This is a genomic window from Nonomuraea composti, from assembly GCF_012034275.1.
Lineage (GTDB): Bacteria > Actinomycetota > Actinomycetes > Streptosporangiales > Streptosporangiaceae > Nonomuraea > Nonomuraea composti.
In genome coordinates this window covers 1-16,117 of sequence record NZ_JAATEP010000030.1, presented here as the reverse complement: position 1 = coordinate 16,117, position 16,117 = coordinate 1, and the positions used below count along the sequence as shown (strand labels likewise).

At 72.9% G+C, this 16,117-nt stretch carries 16 protein-coding genes and 1 pseudogene; 6 read left to right on the top strand and 11 right to left on the bottom strand.

Annotated elements, in window-relative coordinates; all coding sequences use genetic code 11:
* Positions 1-4: 4 nt before the first annotated feature.
* On the top strand, positions 5-553 hold the full coding sequence (locus HCN51_RS34620) for an OsmC family protein (protein WP_168015440.1): 549 nt from the start codon (positions 5-7) through the stop codon (positions 551-553).
* Positions 554-729: 176 nt separating this feature from the next.
* Entirely contained in the window at positions 730-1,206 is a 477-nt protein-coding gene (locus HCN51_RS34615; protein ID WP_240973554.1) for a DoxX family protein, read from the top strand.
* 2 nt (positions 1,207-1,208) lie between these two features.
* Here the strand turns inward: HCN51_RS34615 and HCN51_RS34610 are convergent, their stop codons facing one another.
* Positions 1,209-2,087 carry a sigma-70 family RNA polymerase sigma factor gene (locus tag HCN51_RS34610; protein WP_168015437.1) on the bottom strand — a complete coding sequence of 293 codons (879 nt, stop codon included), beginning with the start codon at positions 2,085-2,087 and terminating at the stop codon, positions 1,209-1,211.
* Between the two features lie 83 nt (positions 2,088-2,170).
* Here HCN51_RS34610 and HCN51_RS34605 point away from each other — a divergent pair, with 83 nt between their 5' ends.
* Entirely contained in the window at positions 2,171-2,620 is a 450-nt protein-coding gene (locus HCN51_RS34605) for a carboxymuconolactone decarboxylase family protein (RefSeq protein ID WP_168015435.1), read from the top strand.
* 183 nt (positions 2,621-2,803) lie between these two features.
* Here HCN51_RS34605 and HCN51_RS34600 read toward each other — a convergent pair whose 3' ends face one another.
* Positions 2,804-3,934 carry a LacI family DNA-binding transcriptional regulator gene (locus HCN51_RS34600; RefSeq protein WP_240973553.1) on the bottom strand — a complete coding sequence of 377 codons (1,131 nt, stop codon included), beginning with the start codon at positions 3,932-3,934 and terminating at the stop codon, positions 2,804-2,806.
* Positions 3,935-4,152: 218 nt separating this feature from the next.
* On the opposite strand from HCN51_RS34600, the gene HCN51_RS34595 reads away from it, so the two are divergent.
* On the top strand, positions 4,153-5,604 hold the full coding sequence (locus HCN51_RS34595; RefSeq protein ID WP_346433893.1) for a Gfo/Idh/MocA family protein: 1,452 nt from the start codon (positions 4,153-4,155) through the stop codon (positions 5,602-5,604).
* 121 nt (positions 5,605-5,725) lie between these two features.
* Here HCN51_RS34595 and HCN51_RS34590 read toward each other — a convergent pair whose 3' ends face one another.
* From HCN51_RS34590 to HCN51_RS34575, 4 genes are all read right to left on the bottom strand, one after another.
* A complete protein-coding gene (locus HCN51_RS34590; RefSeq protein WP_168015433.1) occupies positions 5,726-6,247 on the bottom strand; it encodes a GNAT family N-acetyltransferase in 522 nt (173 codons plus the stop codon).
* 22 nt (positions 6,248-6,269) lie between these two features.
* Positions 6,270-6,971 (bottom strand): FCD domain-containing protein, encoded by a 702-nt coding sequence (locus HCN51_RS62525; protein ID WP_168015431.1) that lies wholly within the window; start codon positions 6,969-6,971, stop codon positions 6,270-6,272.
* A complete protein-coding gene (gene mqo / locus HCN51_RS34580) occupies positions 6,964-8,436 on the bottom strand; it encodes a malate dehydrogenase (quinone) (protein WP_168015429.1) in 1,473 nt (490 codons plus the stop codon). Before mqo ends, HCN51_RS62525 begins: the two co-directional genes overlap by 8 nt.
* 62 nt (positions 8,437-8,498) lie before the next feature.
* Positions 8,499-9,509, bottom strand: a complete 1,011-nt coding sequence (locus HCN51_RS34575) for a polysaccharide deacetylase family protein (protein ID WP_168015427.1) — start codon at positions 9,507-9,509, stop codon at positions 8,499-8,501.
* Positions 9,510-9,709: 200 nt separating this feature from the next.
* Here HCN51_RS34575 and HCN51_RS34570 point away from each other — a divergent pair, with 200 nt between their 5' ends.
* On the top strand, positions 9,710-10,531 hold the full coding sequence (locus HCN51_RS34570) for a TIGR02452 family protein (RefSeq protein WP_346433892.1): 822 nt from the start codon (positions 9,710-9,712) through the stop codon (positions 10,529-10,531).
* A gap of 5 nt (positions 10,532-10,536) precedes the next feature.
* On the opposite strand, the gene HCN51_RS34565 is transcribed toward HCN51_RS34570, so the two are convergent.
* The 5 genes from HCN51_RS34565 to HCN51_RS34545 are packed head-to-tail and all read right to left on the bottom strand — an operon-like array spanning position 10,537 to position 15,112.
* Positions 10,537-11,526: a P1 family peptidase gene (locus tag HCN51_RS34565; protein ID WP_168015423.1), complete on the bottom strand. Its 990-nt coding sequence runs from the start codon at positions 11,524-11,526 to the stop codon at positions 10,537-10,539.
* The gene (locus HCN51_RS34560) at positions 11,523-12,230 is read right to left on the bottom strand and encodes a hypothetical protein (RefSeq protein WP_168015421.1); all 708 of its coding nucleotides are present in this window, start codon (positions 12,228-12,230) and stop codon (positions 11,523-11,525) included. Before HCN51_RS34560 ends, HCN51_RS34565 begins: the two co-directional genes overlap by 4 nt.
* Positions 12,231-12,270: 40 nt before the next feature.
* Entirely contained in the window at positions 12,271-13,008 is a 738-nt protein-coding gene (locus HCN51_RS34555) for an ABC transporter ATP-binding protein (RefSeq protein WP_168015419.1), read from the bottom strand.
* The gene (locus tag HCN51_RS34550; RefSeq protein ID WP_168015417.1) at positions 13,005-14,105 is read right to left on the bottom strand and encodes a FecCD family ABC transporter permease; all 1,101 of its coding nucleotides are present in this window, start codon (positions 14,103-14,105) and stop codon (positions 13,005-13,007) included. The genes HCN51_RS34555 and HCN51_RS34550 overlap by 4 nt, the downstream gene beginning before the upstream one ends.
* Positions 14,102-15,112: an ABC transporter substrate-binding protein gene (locus tag HCN51_RS34545; RefSeq protein WP_168015414.1), complete on the bottom strand. Its 1,011-nt coding sequence runs from the start codon at positions 15,110-15,112 to the stop codon at positions 14,102-14,104. The genes HCN51_RS34550 and HCN51_RS34545 overlap by 4 nt, the downstream gene beginning before the upstream one ends.
* A 231-nt stretch (positions 15,113-15,343) precedes the next feature.
* Here HCN51_RS34545 and HCN51_RS34540 point away from each other — a divergent pair.
* Positions 15,344-16,117 (top strand): annotated as a pseudogene (locus HCN51_RS34540) (DNA-directed RNA polymerase subunit beta); the annotation flags it as partial.

Below are 16,117 nucleotides of genomic sequence, written 5' to 3'. Positions count from 1 at the left end.
CTTCATGACCACCCTGCGCGAATACCTGTCCCACAAGCGCGCCGCCCTGCTCGCCCGCCGGGAAGCCCCCGCCACCGGCCCGGTCCCGCTGCGCGCCCACGTCACCGCCGAGGGCCGCAGCGGCATTCGGCGGATCAGGATCAGGGACTTCCAGCTCATCAGCGACAGCGGCCCCGACTTCGCCGGCTACGACCTCGGCCCCACCTCGCCCGAGCTGCAGACCGGCGTGCTGGGCAGTTGCGTCACCCACATCTTCCTGATCAAGGCGGCCGAGCTCGACGTGCCGCTCGACTCGCTGGAGGTGGACGTGCACGCCGAGTACGACCCCCGCGCCCAGGGGCCGGACGGTGACGTCCCCGTCCACCCGTACGGGTTCCGGTACGAGGTGCGGATCGCCTCGCCCGCGTCCGACGAGGAGCTGAAGCACCTGCAGGCGGAGGTGGAGCGGGTCTGCCCGATCCTCAACCTCATCCGCAACCCGCAGCCGGTGACCGGCACGCTGGTGCGCACCGACCCGCAAGCGGTGGCGATACCACCTCAGCAGTACGCCTGACCTGGCCGCCGCCACCCCCTAGGGCGAACCCCTGAGACCTGTGGCAGTACGCCGCACCCCCCGCGTACGTGCGACGGCGTACCCCAGGTGTCTCCCCCAGCCCGACGCTCCCCGCCGGTCGGTTCCGCGAACCTGAAGCACGACGGAACACCACACCGACAGGCAGGGAGCACACCATGACCATGATCACCACCGCCGACACCATGATCGCCAAGCTGTCCGGCTGGCTGGCCCGGCACAGCATCGACGTCCTCCGGGTCAGCCTCGGGCTGGTCTTCGTGGCCTTCGGCACGCTCAAGTTCTTCCCCGGCGTGAGCCCGGCCGAGGCGCTGTCGGTGGCCACGCTGGAGAAGCTGTCCCTGGGCCTGCTGTCCGGCTACGCGGCGCAGGCGGTCATCGCCGCCATGGAGGTCTTCATCGGGCTCACGCTCGTGACCGGCAAGCTGCTCAAGACGGGGCTGGTCGTGATGACGGGCGCGCTGGTCGGGTTCTTCGCCCCGTACGTGCTCTTCTTCACGAACCTGTTCCCCGGCGCCCCCACCCTTGAGGCGCAGTACATCTTCAAGGACATCGTCCTGGCCGCGGCCGCCATGGTGATCGGCGCCCGCGCCCTCGGCGCCCGCCTGGTGCCGTCCCGCGACCGCGCGGTGTGACCTCACCCCGATCCCGGCAGGTTCATCGCCGCGAGCTTCACCGGGTCCACCACGACGGAGATCCGGGCGACCCTGCCCGCCACCACGGTGAACGACATGACCGACAGCGGGCTGCCGTCCTCGCGCCACGACGCGACCGCCGGCAGCCCGTCGACGAGCACCCAACCGCCCCGCGTGGCCGCGCCGGCCGCCATCCGCGCGCTGGAGGCGACCTCGGTGGCGCCGAGCGTGACGACCAGCCCGCCGGGAGTGTCGACGGTCAGCCGGACGTCCGGATCGAGCACCCGCAACAACCCCTCGAAATCGCCGAGACGAGCAGCGGCCAGGAACGCCTGCACCACCTCCCGGTGCTCCCGCCCCGACGCCGCCGGCCGCTCGCTCGCCCGCACCTTCCTGCGGGCGCGGCTGGCCAGCATCTTGGCGGCGTCCGCGGAACGGCCCAGGATCTGCCCGATCTCGTCGAACGGCACCCCGAACAGGTCGTGCAGCACGAACGCCAGCCGCTCGCTCGGCCCCAGCGACTCCAGCACGACGAGCAGCGCGAGCCCCACCGAGTCCGCGAGCGCCACGTCGTCCTCCGGCGCGGCGCCGCCGCCGGCCGTCCCCTCCAGCTCGGGCAGCCGGTCGTCGTACGACGCCTCCGGCCGGGCCTGGCGCGAGCGCAGGACGTCCAGACTGATCCGGCCGACCACGGTGGTCAGCCAGCCGGCGAGGTTGCCGATGGCCGCCGCGTCCTGGCGGGACAGCCGCAGCCACGCCTCCTGCACCACGTCCTCCGCGTCGGCGTGCGAGCCGAGCATCCGGTACGCCACCGCGTGCAGCCGCTCCCGCTGCCCCTGAAACGCCTCGGCCACCGGCCCCAGCGCACCGCTGTCGGACATGTCGTTACCTTTCTCCGAACTCCTCCGTCATCACCCATGACGAGCCCGGACGGGCACACGTAACCGACGAAGGAGCACCACCGATGCAAGCACGCCTGCAGAGCCGCCAGAACGCCGACATCACCACCGCCATCCAGCGCCTCTACAAGGCGATCCACTCGGCCGGCACCGACCCCCTCCTGCTCGACCTCATCCACCTGCGCGTCAGCCAGGTCAACAGCTGCAGCCCCTGCGTGTACGCCGCGGTGGCCTCGGCGAAGCGACGCGGGGAGAACGACGAACGCCTCCACAGCGTGGCCGCCTGGCGCGAGACCCCGTTCTTCACGGACGCGGAACGGGCCGCCCTCGCGCTGGCCGAGGCCGCCACCCGCATCCAGGACGGCGCACCGGGCGTGACGGACGAGATCTGGGACGCCGCCGCCGCCCACTTCTCCGAGGACCAGCTCTCCTCGATCCTGACGGAGGTCGCCCTCACCAACTTCTTCAACCGCATCAACCGCGCCATCGGCGAACAGGCCGGCAAAACCTGGTGACCTGCCCCTCCGGGTGGGTGCGCCGGGCACGCCCGGACACCCACCCGCCGGACAGGCCGCGACACCCAACCGCTGGGACACTCGGGCGGCTCGGCCCTGCCGGGCGCTGGGGCCCAGCGGTCCGGCAAGACGCCCTCGATGGGGCGGCCGCTGGGAGCTGCGCTCGGATGCGGCGGGGCGGGGTCAGCGTGCCTGGGCGGGGGCGGGGCCGGTTGACTCGCGCCAGATGACCTGGGTGAGCGGTTCGTCGTCCTCGGTGGTCGGCTCGCCACGCAGCACGCCCAGCAGCCGGGCCAGCACCCGCCGCCCCAGCCGTTCGTGATCGACGCGGACGGTGGTGAGCGAGGGCGGCAGGAACGCGCCCACGGGGTTGTCGTCCCAGCCCGTGACGCTCAGGTCGGCGGGCACCCGCAGCCCGCGCTCCCAGGCCCCCCGGATCGCCCCCGCCGCCACCAGGTCGTTGGCGGCGATGACGGCGGTGACGCCGCTGCCGGCCGGCAGGTCCAGCACCGCCTGCCGGGCCGCCGCCGCCGACCACCGGCAGTCGATCACCCCGTACGACTCCAGCCCCAGCCGGTCGAGCGTGTCGAGGTAGACCTGCCGGCGCTCGCGGGCGGAGGCGTGCGCGTAGTCGCCCGCCAGGTGCAGGAACCGCCGGTGCCCGTACGCGGCCAGCCCCTCGACGATCTCGGCCATGTGGGAGGCGTCGGCGAGCTCCCCGACCCCGCGCATGCGGTCGTCGTAGTCGGGTGACACGACGACCGGCACGCTGCCCGGCCGCTGCGTGGGAAGCGACATCCGCGTCAGCGACACGATCCCCTCGAACAACCCGGAGTCGGACAGCTCAAGCGCCCGCTGCGCCCACGTCTGCGGGGAGCCGCCGAGCGTCACGACCTCGACCACGTACCCCGCCTCGTGGGCCGCCGTGGTGGCACCGGCGAGCAGCTCCAGCGCGCTGACGGCGGTGCCGGCGGGCAGGAGCATCGCCAGCCGCCCGGTGCGGCGGTTGCGCATGGCGCGGGCGACGAGGTTGGGCCGGTAGTCGAGCTGCTCGATCGCCGTCTTGATGCGCTCGCTGGTCTCCGCCTTCATCCCCGCGCCGCCGAACTTGAGGTACCGCGACACGGTCTGATGCGACACCCCGGCAAGCCTCGCCACCTCCATGATGGTCGGCCGCTTCGCCACCACACCCCCCACGACGACCGCCCGCCCCACCGCCGAGCCTTCCCCGCTGTCCGCCCGCTGCGGGGCCACGTCGTCCATGATGGTCGCCCGTTTCGACGCCGGGCCCTTCTTGATGGTCGGTCGCTTCATGGCCGCGCCCTCACTCACCCGGTACTCCTCGCTCGGCCGTGATCCGCCCGTCCGGTACGCAGCTTCAGGGTATCGGTGGCGGGAGACGTCTTCGCCGGTGGAGGTGAACGTTCACTATGAAGCAGCCCAACCCTCCTTGACCTCCAGATGACCGGTCACTAGCGTGCGTGGATGAACGTTCACTTTAAGCCGTTCAGGCACCACCGAGAAGGACCCCCGTGACCCACCCCGTGGATCAGAACCCCACCGCCCCCGCCCCCGCCTCCCACATCAGCACCGAGCCGGGCGCCGGCGTGGTGCCGCAGTTCGCCGCCCCGCCGCCGTCGCGAGCCCGCCGCCGCTACGCCGTGGCCGGCACCGGGCACCGGGCCGGCATGTACGTCGCCGCGCTGACCGGCGACCACGCCGACGTGGGCGAGCTCGTCGCCTGGCTGGACCCGAACCCGGCCCGCATCGACTACTACGACGCCCAGGTGGGCGCCGAGCTGGGCCTCGACGGCCCGGCCGGGCTGCCGCGATACGTCCCGGGCGAGCCGGCGAAGATGGTCGCCGAGCAGCGCGTGGACGTCGTGATCGTCACCAGCCTCGACCGCACCCACGCCGAGCTGGTCGACGAGGCGCTGCGGGCCGGCGCGGACGTCGTCGTGGAGAAGCCGCTGACCATCGACGCCGACGGTTGCCGGCGCATCACCAAGGCCGTCGCCGACACCGGCCGCGACGTCGTCATGACCTTCAACTACCGGTACGCGCCCCGCAACTCCACGCTGCGCCAGGTCATCGCGTCGGGCGCGATCGGCGAGGTCACCAGCGTGCACTTCGAGTGGGCCCTCGACACCGTCCACGGCGCCGACTACTTCCGCCGCTGGCACCGCGACAAGGCCAACTCGGGCGGCCTGCTCATCCACAAGGCCAGCCACCACTTCGACCTCGTCAACTGGTGGCTCGCCGACACCCCCGCCAAGGTGTACGCGTCCGGCGCGCTGCGCTTCTACGGCGACCGGAACGCCGCCGCGCGCGGCATGGGCGAGCGGCCCGAGCGCGGCACCGGCACCCACGGCGACCCGTTCTCCCTGGACCTGCGCGCCGACCCCCGCCTGGACGCCCTCTACCTCCAGGCCGAGCAGCACGACGGCTACCGCCGCGACCAGGACCCGTTCGCGCCCGGCGTCACGATCGAGGACAACATGGCCGTCCTCGTCGACTACCGCAGGGGCGCCCGGCTCAGCTACTCGCTCAACGCGCACAGCCCCTGGGAGGGCTACCGCGTCACCGTCAACGGCACCGCCGGCCGGGCCGAGCTGGAGGTCGTCGAACGCGGCTTCATCGAGCTCGACGCCGACGGCAACGCCGTCCTCGACCCCTCCGCCACCCCGCTCGGAGCACACGACCCGCTGCGTCCGGAGGGCGAGCGGCTCGTCGTCCAGCGGCACTGGCAGCGTCCCGAGGAGGTGCCCATCCCCGCCGGGATCGGCGGCCACGGCGGCGGCGACGCCATCCTCCTCATGGACGTCTTCCGCCGCGACCTCCGCATCGGCGACGACCCCCTCGGCCGGGCGGCCGACTACCGCGACGGCCTGCGCGCCGTCGCCGTCGGCATCGCCGCCAACGAGTCCCTTCTGACCGGCCACCCCGTGACCGTCGACGACCTCGGCCTCGGCACGGATCTCTGACCCCACCCACTTCCCCCCGCCGCTGACCCGCCGCCCACGCTCGGGCACGGACGTGGGCAGCGAATCCGTGCCGGGTTCGGGCACGGGGTCGGCGGGTGGTGGGTGGCGGGTGGGTGGGACGTCAGTCGAGGACGCGGGTGAAGCGGACGGCCTCCTCGCCGTACCCCATCGCGGTGTAGAAGCGGCGGGCGGTCGTGTTGCCCGCCGCCGTTTCCAGCGTGAGGTGGCGCACGCCCTGCCCGCGCGCCCAGTCCTCCGCCGCGCTCAGGAGCCGCCGCCCCAACCCCATGCGGACGGCGTGCGGGGCCACGGCCAGCTCGCCGACGTAGGCCTCCATCGGGCCGGTGAAGTGGCGGTGCGTGTTGACGGAGACGACGCCGACGACCTCTCCATCAGAGAACTCTCCGCCAGAGACCTCGCCGTCGCGGGCCTGAGCGGCGGTGACGGCCACGAACACGGCGCCCGGCTGCTTCCGCTCCGGGACGAAGTAGCCCGCGAGCCACTGCCGGGCCGCCTCCACGACGGCTTCGGGGTCGCGCCACTCCGCCACCCCGCCGGCGAGCCGGGAGACGAGCCGCATGACGGCGTCCCGGTCCTCGGGCCGGGCGGGACGGATCTGGACATTTGGGCGCTGGGTGGTCATGGCCTGAAGCATGCCAGCCCGATCAGCCCTGGAGCCGGGCCATGGACGCGTCGAGGTGGGTGCGCATGGCGGCCGCCGCGCCCAGGGCGTCCCCCGAGGCGATGGCGTCGCGGATGCGGCGGTGCTCGCCGAGCACCTGGCCGAGGTGGGCGGGGTCGGGGTCGGGGCCGGCGTACGGGCGGGTGATGGCGCCGGGGCCGAGCGTGTCGAGGAGGTCGAGGTAGAAGCGGTTGGCGGTGGCGGCGGCGACGGCGCGGTGGAAGGCGAAGTCGGCCTCGACGGCGTCGCTGGCGCCGCCCCTGACGGTGGCCGTGCGGCGGAGTGCGGCGTCGATGGCGGTGAGCGCGGCGGGCGTGCGGCGGGTGGCGGCGAGGGCGGCGGCCTCCACCTCGATGCCGCGCCGCAGCTCCAGGAGGTGCAGCCGGTCCTGCCGGTTGCGTACCGTGCCGAGCGAGTGCGTGAGGTCCTGCGCCGGCGGCCTGGCCAGGACGGAGGAGCCGCGCCCGCGCCGCGTCTCGACCAGCCCCGCCGCGCGCAGCCGCGAGATGGCCTCGCGTACGACGGTGCGGCTGACGTCGAACCGGACGGCCAGCTCCGCTTCGGACGGCAGCAGCTCCCCGGGCCGCCACTCACCGCTCCCGATGCCGCGCCGCAGCTCGCCCTCCACCCGATCCGCGAGACTCGCCCCATGACCGACGAGGTTCGGGGCGCGATCGTCAGTCACGGTCCGCCCCCAGGCCCAGGGCTTCGGTGGTGCGCGAAGTGATGGCGCGGAGCAGGTCGGGGTGGTTCGCCAGGGGGAGGCCGTAGGAGGGGAGGAGGTCGCGCAGGGCGGGCCGCCAGTCCCGTACGTGGTCGGGGAAGGCGCGTTTGAGCACGTCCAGCATGATCGCCACCGAGGCGGACGCGCCCGGGGAGGCGCCGAGCAGGGCGGCGAGGCCGCCGTGGGCGGAGGTGACGACCTCGGTGCCGAACCCGGCGATCGACCCCCGCCCGTTCACCCGCTTGACGACCTGCACCCGCTGCCCGGCGGTGACGAGCTCCCAGTCGCGCGCCCGCGCGTCCGGGACGAACCGGCGCAGCGCCCGCAGCCGGCCGCCGGGGGTCTGGGCGAGCTGGCCGACGAGGTAGCGCAGGAGGTCGTGGTGGTGGCGGGCGGCGCCGAGGAGGGTGCCGGCGTTGCGCGGGGTGATCGAGCGTGGCAGGTCGGACAGCCGGCCGCGCTTGAGGAAGCGCGGGGAGAAGGCGGCGAACGGCCCGAACATGAGGTACGTGCGGCCGTCGACGACGCGGGTGTCGAGGTGCGGCACCGACAGCGGCGGCGCCCCGCGCTCGGCGTGGCTGTAGACCTTGGCGTGGTGGCGGGCCAGCAGCTCGGGGTTGTCCGTGCGCAGGAACCGGCCGCTGATGGGGAAGCCGCCGTAGCCCCGGATCTCGGGCAGGTTCGCGCTCTGGAGCAGCGGCAGTGTCCCGCCGCCGGCGCCGAGGAACACGAACGGGGCGCGGACGACGTGCTCGCGGGCGCCGTGCAGGTCGCGTACCCGCAGCAGCCAGGACCGCCCGTCGCGGCGCAGTGCCCGCACCTCGTGCCCGGTGCGCACCTCCACGTCCAGGGCGGCGAACAGCCGCCGCGTGAGCACCCCGTAGTCGACGTCGGTGCCGCCGCGGGTGCGGCAGACGGCCATCGGCGCGCGCTCTGAGGAGGAGCGGCCGGCGAACATGAGCGGGAGCCACCGCGCCATGACGTCCCGATCGGTGGTCAGCTCCATGCCCTCGAACAGCGGGTGATCGCGCAACGCCGCGTACCGCAGCCGCAGGTGCGCGACGCCGGCGGCGCCGTGGGCGAAGGAGTAGTGGGGGACCGGCCGGATGAAGCCGGCGGGGTCGCCGAGCGTGCCCTCCTCGACCAGCCGCGCCCAGAGCTGCCGGGACAGCTGGAACTGCTCGCTGACCGCGACGGCGCCGCTCACGTCGATCGAGCCGGCCCCGGTCAGGGGGGTGTAGTTGAACTCGCAGAGCCCGGCGTGGCCGGTGCCCGCGTTGTTCCAGGGGGACGAGCTCTCCAGGCCGAGGCCGTCCAGCCGGTCGAGCACGAGGATCGACCAGTCGGGCCGCACCTGGCGCAGCAGCACGCCGAGGGTGGCGCTCATGATGCCGCCACCCACCAGCACCACGTCGTAGCCGCTCACCTGATCTCCTCCTCGCGACCTGTCATACAAGAGACACTCCTGTATAACAGGTCGCGGAGGGTTCAGGCGGTGCTGCAGGAGACCGAGGGCCAGGTCCAGACGCCGTTGTGCTGGATGGTGAAGCCGAAGGTGTTGCCGCTGCCGTTCGGCCGCATCGTCATGACGTAGCCACTGGAGTCCCACGACGGGGTGCCGTTCCAGGTCGCGATGACCTTCTGCGGCCGGTTCAGGGTGACCGTGACGACCCAGGAGCTCGTGCCCGAGACCGTCACCGACAGGTTGAAGCGGTCGCTCCACTGCTGGCCCTGCGAGATGGTCGCGGTGCAGGTGCCGCCGCCGGGCGGCGGGGAGGTCGGCGGGTTCGAGCCGCCGTCGGGGGCGACGGCCCGGCCGGTGGCGGGGGAGATCATGCCGGCGCACAGGTTGCGGCTGCGCAGGTTCGCGGCGATCTGCGGGATGGCGGCCAGCGTCGTGGCGTACTGGTCGTGCATGAGGATGACCTGGCCGTTCTGCAGCCGGCCCGCCGCCTGGACGATCTGCGCGGTGCTCGCGCCGTTCCAGTCCTGCGAGTCGACGTCCCAGATCACCTCGGTCAGGCCGAGCTGCTGCTCCACCGACCGCAGGGTGCCGTTCGTCTCCCCGTACGGCGGGCGGAACAGCTTCGGCGCGGTGCCCGTGGCCTGCTGGATGACCTGCTGGGTGCGCTGCAGCTCCGACAGCATCTGCGAGCTGCCGAGCTGCGTCAGGTGCGGGTGCGACCAGCTGTGGTTGCCGATCCACATGCCCGCGTCGCGCTGCGCCCTGACCAGGCCCTGGTTGTTCTGGGCGTTCTGTCCGATGTTGAACATCGTGGCGCGCAGGCCGTTCGAGGTCAGGGCGTTGAGGAGGTTGGCGGTGTTGCCGGCGTTCGGGCCGTCGTCGAACGTCAGCCCGACGTACCCGGCGCTGCAGTCGGCGGCGGCGCGCAGGCGGTCGGCGGCCAGGGCCGAGGTGGCGGTGACGGCCAGGCAGAGGGCGAGGAGGGCGCCCAGGAGCCCGGCGGCCAAGGCTGAACCGCGTTTCCGATCGATCATCGCTGATCCCTTGATCGTGGGGGTGGCTTGCGGACATTGTGGGGACGCCTCCGAAAGGTGTCAACGGACATTGGAAATGTTTCGGCAATCAGACGCTCATGGCGCGGATATTCGCAGCTACAGAAGCCGAAACGTTTCGGGAAGGTGGTGAAAGAAAAGCGCTTCTTTCACGAAGCGATCACCACCTACGATGGGGACGCGTGAGTGGAAGATTGCGCCAGGTCGCGGCCGACAACGAGCGGATCGCCGCCGAGGGCCGCTACCAGGCCGCCGACGGCACCATCGTCGAGGTGGGCCCCGCGCTGCGCGCCGCGATGGCCGGCACCGTCAGCCATCCGCCCGACGGCCCCCTGGAAAGGGCGGGCGCGGGCACGTACCGGACGGTGTCCGAGGTCACCGGCGAGGGCAGCCTGGGAGCGGCGCGGCGGCTGCACCTCGACGGCGCGACCGGCATCGCGGTGCTCAACTTCGCCTCCGCCCGCAACCCCGGAGGCGGATACCTCAACGGCGCGAAGGCGCAGGAGGAGGACCTGTGCCGGCACGCCCTGCTGTACCCGTGCCTGCTGCGGGCGCCCGACTACTACGCCTTTCACCGCGCCTCGGCCGACCTGCTCTACAGCCACCGCGTCATCTGGTCGCCCGGCGTGCCGGTGCACCGGGGCGAGGACGGGCGGCTGCTGGCCGAGCCGTACCTCGTCTCGTTCCTCACCTCGCCCGCGCCCAACGCGGGGCAGGTGCTGCGCCGCGACCCCGGCGCGGGGGAGCGGGTCCGGCGGGCGCTGGACGAGCGGGCGGGGCGCGTCCTGGAGGTGGCCGCGCATCACGGCGCCCGCGCGCTGGTGCTCGGGGCGTGGGGGTGCGGCGTGTTCCGCAACGACCCCCGCCAGGTCGCCGGAGCCTTCCACACCCACCTGACGGAGGGTTTCGCGGGGGTGTTCGAGCGGGTGGTGTTCGCCGTGTGGGACAGGAACCCGGAGTCGGCGAACCGGGCCGCCTTCGCCGAGCGGTTCCCGGCAGGGTAGGGCCGTCAGCCCGCCCGCAGCCGGTCGTACGGCACCGCGTGGCTCGTGTGCCCGTGCACCCCGGTCGTGGTCGTCGCCATGAACAACGAGTTCAGCAGGGCCTCCTCGACGGCGTCCATGACCGCCGCGAACACCGGGTCCAGCGCCGCGTCAGGCAGGACCGGCCGCTGCGGCGCGGTGCTGAAGGCGATCGCGTAGTCGCCGCTGCCGTGCGCGTACGACGCCCCCACCCGCCCCATCGCGAAGATCGCCCGGCGGGCGAGGCGGCCGAGCTGCCGGGCGTCGAGCGGCGCGTCCGTGGCCAGCACGATCACGCAGGAGTTGCCCGGCGGCTCCACCCGGGCCGCGCCGGGGACGAGCTCCTCGACCGGCATCGGGACGCCCCGCACGGTCAGCACCCCGCCGAAGTTGGCCTGCACGAGCGCCCCGACGGTCACCGGCATCCCCGCTTCGACCTGCCGGGACGAGGTGCCGATGCCCGCCTTGAACCCCAGGGCCGTCGTCCCCGTGCCCGCCCCCACGCAGCCCTCCGCGGGCAGTCCGCCGGACGCCCCCTCCAGCGCGTCGAGGACGTGCCGCTCGGTGATCGGGCGGCGCCGGATGTCGGACAGGAAGCCGTCGTTCGTCTCGCCGACGAGCGGGTTGAAGGACAGCCCGCGGGGATGTGCCCGCATCAGGTACGTGAGCACCGCGTCGGCGGCCCGGAACACCGACAGCGTGCCGGTCAGCACGATGGGCGACTCCAGCACGCCCAGCTCGTCCACCTGGGTCGAGCCGACCAGCTTGCCGTACCCGTTGCCGGTGTGGACGGCGGCCGGCAGGGGGCGCGGCGGCCGGGGGACGACGGCGGTGACCCCAGTGTGCAGATCGGCGCCGTCGTCGATCGTGGTGTGCCCCACCAGGACGCCCTCGACGTCGGTGATCGCGTTCAGCGGCCCGGGCGGCAGCGCGCCGACGACGACGCCGAGCGGGCGCGCCCGCGATCGCCCGCTCATGACGCCCGCTCGGGCGACGGCGGAGGCGACTGCTCGCGCGGAGGCGACGGCTCAGGCGGTGGCAGGTATGGGCGGAAGTGCTCGGCCACGAGGTCCGCGACGGCGCCGGCGCCGAGGGTGCCGTCGACCTCGATCACGCGGATGCCGAGCCGCCGGGCCGAGCGCACGGCGTCCTCGGCGACGAGCCGGTCACGTTCGAGCCGGTTGCGCTGCGCCCGGTCCGGGTCGCTGACCCCGGCGGGCGCGGCGGCGGCGCGGGGCAGCTCGCGTACCTGCCGCGCGCGGAACTCCGCGGTGGGCACCATGACGACCATCTGCCGGGCAGAGCCGATGATCGGCGCGACCAGCTCGGGCCGCAGCCCCCAGCCCTCGGCGAGGATCGGCCGCCCGGACACCAGGCCGCGCAGGTCGTCGAGCGCCCACCCGAACCGGACGGGGAAGCCGGCCAGCGTCTGCGCCGCCATGTCGGCCGGCGTGGAGCGCACCCACATCGTGTCGGGGTCCGGGCCGCCGGGCGGCTCGCCGAGCAGGACGCGGCGGGCGATGCGGCGGTCGTCGTGGCCGCGGGCGTCGTGGTAGTCGTAGTGGTAGGCGGTCAGCCCGTACCGGTGGGCGAGCAGCCGGGCCACGGTCGACTTGCCGGCCCACTGCCCGCCGCCGATCCACAGGGCGCGGCGCGGCGTCTCATCGGGGTCCCACGTCACGGCCGTCCTCCTCGATGATCTTCCTGCCGTAGGCGAGATCCTAGGGGGCGAGCCATTCGAAGACGAGCTGGGTGCGCCGCACCGCGCGCACGCCGTACACCTGGGAGATCAGCTCGGGCGTGAGCACCTGTTCGGGCGGGCCGCCGGCGAGCACGCGGCCGGCGCTCATGACGTACAGGCGGTCGCAGAACGCGGCGGCCTGGTTGAGGTCGTGCAGGACGGCCAGCGTCGCGACGCCCAGCTCGCGCACCAGGTGCAGGATCTCCAGCTGGTGCCGGATGTCGAGGTGGGAGGTGGGCTCGTCGAGCAGGAGCAGGCGCGTCTCCTGCACCAGGGCGCGGGCGATGAGCGCGCGCTGCTTCTCGCCGCCGGACAGCGTGGCGTAGCCGCGCTCCTCCCCGCCGCCCAGGCCGACGCGGTCGAGGGCCCTGGCGCAGCGTTCCTCGTCGTCGGCGGCGGCCCGCTCGTACGGCGTTCGCCCCATCAGCACGACCTCGCCCACCGTGAAGTCGAGCTCGGCGGGCGTCTCCTGGGCGACGACGGCGGTGCGCCGGGCCGACTCCCGCCAGGACAGGCGGTGCACGTCGTCGCCGTCCACGGTGATGAGCCCGGCGGAGGGCCGCAGCGCCCGGTAGATGGTGCGCATCAGGGTGGACTTGCCGCAGCCGTTCGGCCCGACGAGGGCGACGAACTCGCCGTCGTCCACCACGAGGTCGGCCTCGTGCACGATGGGCCGCCCGTCGAGCCGCACGGAGACGCCGCTCAGGTCGAGCCTCATCCGACCGTCACCGCCCGGTCCACCGAGCGGCGGCGCAGCAGCCACAGGAAGAACGGCACGCCGAACAACGCGGTGACGATGCTCAGCGCCAGCTCCTGCGGCGCGTTGACGGTGCGCGCGGCGACGTCCACGAGCTGCAGGAACGCCGCGCCGAGCAGCGCCGTGACGGGCAGCACCCGGCGGTGGTCGGCGCCGACGAGCAGGCGGGCCGCGTGCGGCACGATCAGCCCGACGAACGCGATCGCGCCGCTGGTGGCCACCAGCACGCCGACCAGGAGGGAGGTGAGCACGAACAGCGTCAGGCGCAGGCGGTGCACGTTGACGCCGAGGGAGACGGCGGTCTCCTCGCCGGCGGTCAGCGCGTTGAGCTGCCGGTGTTGCAGCAGCAGGTACACCAGCCCCGCGGCGAGGACGGCGGACGGCAGCGGCAGCATCTCCCATCGGGCCCCGCCCAGGCTGCCCATCAGCCAGAACAGCACCTGCTGGGCCGCCCGCCCGCTCTGCGCCTGCTGCAGCACGAAGCTGTAGAGCGACTGGAACAGGTACGCCAGCGCCACGCCGGCCAGCACCAGCCGGGACGGCGTGATCCGGCCGGCCCGCTGCGCCAGCACGTACACCAGGCCGAGCGCCAGGAGGGAGCCGGCGAAGGCGGCGCCCGACAGGGACAGGCCGCCCAGCGTCGAGTAGCCGAGCACCAGCACGAGCACCGCGCCGCAGGACGCGCCGGAGGAGATGCCGAGCAGGAACGGGTCGGCGAGCGGGTTGCGGACGAGCGCCTGCAGCACCGCGCCGACCACCGACAGCCCGGCCCCGACGAGCAGCGCCAGCAACGCGCGCGGCAGCCGGTACTCCCAGACGATCTGCTCCTGCACCGGCGTCCAGGTGCGCGCGACCACGCCGGGGGCGAGGTGGTCGGCGACGATGGCCCACGCCTGCGGCAGCGCCACGTGGACCGCGCCGATGCTCACCGCCAGCCACGTCGAGGCGACCGCGGCCACCGCCAGCGCGGCGACGAGCAGGATGTAGCGGCGGCGGCGCCGACCGGAAGGCGTGGTGCGCGCGAAGCGGGCGGCCGGTGCGAGGGTGTCGCCGGTCATCCGGTGAACGCGTCCGGGTGCAGGAAGCGGGCGATGTCGGCGACGGCCAGGAGGTTGCGGTAGCCGGGGTGCTGGGCCGAGACCGGCAGCGGCAGCACCCGCCTGTCCCTGGCGGCGGGGCTGTTCCTGGCGATGGACAGGGCGTCGGCGGTCTTGGCCGCCACGCTGGGCATCGTCTCGCCGCGCAGGGTGGCGTACTCGCTGACCAGGATGGCCTCCGGCTGCGCGGCGCTGACCTGCTCCACGCTGACCTCGGTGTAGTCGCCCTTGACGGCGGCCAGCACGTTCTGCCCGCCGGCGGCGGTGATCATCTGGTGGGTGATGCCGGAGCCGCCGTAGGCGTTGACGGGGCCCTTGCCGCCGTCGGTGGCCAGCACCTTGACGGGCGGCCGGCCGCTGACGCGGGCGCGGACGTCGTCGAGCTTGCCGCGCAGGTCGGCGACCAGCTTCTCGGCGCGGTCGGGGACGCCGAAGATCCGGCCGAGGTTCTGGATGTCGGTGAAGGTCTTGTCCAGGGTGTACTGGAGCGTCTCCTCGGGGCTGCACCAGCCGCCCAGGATGTAGACGGGGGAGCCGGCCGCGTCCAGCTCCTCCACGGTGGCGTAGCCGCCGCCGGCGTCGAAGCCGGCCATCGCGTTGTCCAGGACGAAGTCGGCGCCCTGGGCGAGCATGACCTCCTTCTGCGGCAGCATGATCGTCGGCGAGATCTCGGGGATCTTGTCGTACTGCTCCTTCTGGCCGGGCAGGAACGCGCTCTCGGAGAAGTTCGTGCGCCCGGCGACCCGGTCGCCGAGGCCGAGGGCGAGCAGGGTCTCCAGGGCGGGGTGGTAGCCGGTCACGACCTTGGAGGGCGGCTCGTCGAAGGTGAGGGTGCGCCCGCAGTTGGTGATCGTGACGGGGAAGCCGGCCCGCGGTGCCGCGCCGGTCGCGCTCTCCTGCCGCGTGGCGGGGGCCTGACCGCAGGCGGTCAGCGTCAGGGCCGCCATCAGGGCGAGCAGCCTTCTCATGGTTCTCCGGTGGTGAAGGTGGGACGATCGGGGCCCATTGTGCACATAATCCGCAATTGCCAGCAAGTTGCAACTAGGCGGCTCGCCGGTCGCCGGTTTGACTCAGGCATGGGGGGTGTGGGATATTGATGGCGGCAGATGGAGTTGACACACTAATTAGGTGTGGATTTCCGTTTGCCTATTGCGTTATGCTGCCGTCCTTCGCCTTCGTATCCTCCGGAAGGACATCTGTTGGCAGCCTCTCCCAACGCTTCTCCGCACGCCTCCGCCGTACCCGCCGGTCCACGCCGTGTCTCCTTCGCGCGCATCCAGGAGCCGCTCGAAGTTCCCGACCTTCTCGCTCTGCAGACCGAGTCTTTCGACTGGCTGCTCGGAAACGACAGGTGGAAGGCCCGGGTCGAGGCGGCTCGCCAGGCCGGGCGCAGGAACGTCCCGACCCAGTCGGGTCTCCAGGAGATCTTCGAAGAGATCAGTCCGATCGAGGACTTCTCGGGGACCATGTCGCTGTCGTTCCGCGACCACCGGTTCGAGCCGCCGAAGTACTCCGTAGATGAGTGCAAAGAGAAGGACATGACCTACTCCGCCCCGATGTTCGTGACGGCGGAGTTCATGAACAACACCACCGGCGAGATCAAGAGCCAGACGGTGTTCATGGGCGACTTCCCGCTCATGACGCCGAAGGGCAGTTTCATCGTCAACGGCACCGAGCGGGTCGTCACCTCGCAGCTCATCCGCTCGCCCGGCGTCTACTACGAGCGCACCACCGACAAGACCTCCGACAAGGACCTGTACGGCTGCAAGGTCATCCCGTCCAGGGGCGCCTGGCTGGAGTTCGAGATCGACAAGCGCGACAGCGTCGGTGTGCGCATCGACCGCAAGCGCAAGCAGCCCGTCACCGTGCTGCTCAAGGCGTTCGGCTGGACGGCCGAGCGGATCCTTGAGCGCTTCGGCCGTTTCGAGTCGATGCGGGCCACCCTGGAGAAGGACCACACCGCCGGCCAGGAC

What these genes read in the sequence shown, in the direction of transcription:
- HCN51_RS34620 (WP_168015440.1), top strand. Translation starts at nt 5, where the DNA reads ATGACCACCCTGCGCGAATACCTGTCCCACAAGCGCGCCGCCCTGCTC.
- HCN51_RS34615 (WP_240973554.1), top strand. Translation starts at nt 730, where the DNA reads ATGACCATGATCACCACCGCCGACACCATGATCGCCAAGCTGTCCGGC.
- HCN51_RS34610 (WP_168015437.1), bottom strand. Translation starts at nt 2,087, where the DNA reads ATGTCCGACAGCGGTGCGCTGGGGCCGGTGGCCGAGGCGTTTCAGGGG.
- HCN51_RS34605 (WP_168015435.1), top strand. Translation starts at nt 2,171, where the DNA reads ATGCAAGCACGCCTGCAGAGCCGCCAGAACGCCGACATCACCACCGCC.
- HCN51_RS34600 (WP_240973553.1), bottom strand. Translation starts at nt 3,934, where the DNA reads ATGAAGCGACCGACCATCAAGAAGGGCCCGGCGTCGAAACGGGCGACC.
- HCN51_RS34590 (WP_168015433.1), bottom strand. Translation starts at nt 6,247, where the DNA reads ATGACCACCCAGCGCCCAAATGTCCAGATCCGTCCCGCCCGGCCCGAG.
- HCN51_RS34575 (WP_168015427.1), bottom strand. Translation starts at nt 9,509, where the DNA reads ATGATCGATCGGAAACGCGGTTCAGCCTTGGCCGCCGGGCTCCTGGGC.
- HCN51_RS34565 (WP_168015423.1), bottom strand. Translation starts at nt 11,526, where the DNA reads ATGAGCGGGCGATCGCGGGCGCGCCCGCTCGGCGTCGTCGTCGGCGCG.
- HCN51_RS34555 (WP_168015419.1), bottom strand. Translation starts at nt 13,008, where the DNA reads ATGAGGCTCGACCTGAGCGGCGTCTCCGTGCGGCTCGACGGGCGGCCC.
- HCN51_RS34550 (WP_168015417.1), bottom strand. Translation starts at nt 14,105, where the DNA reads ATGACCGGCGACACCCTCGCACCGGCCGCCCGCTTCGCGCGCACCACG.
- HCN51_RS34545 (WP_168015414.1), bottom strand. Translation starts at nt 15,112, where the DNA reads ATGAGAAGGCTGCTCGCCCTGATGGCGGCCCTGACGCTGACCGCCTGC.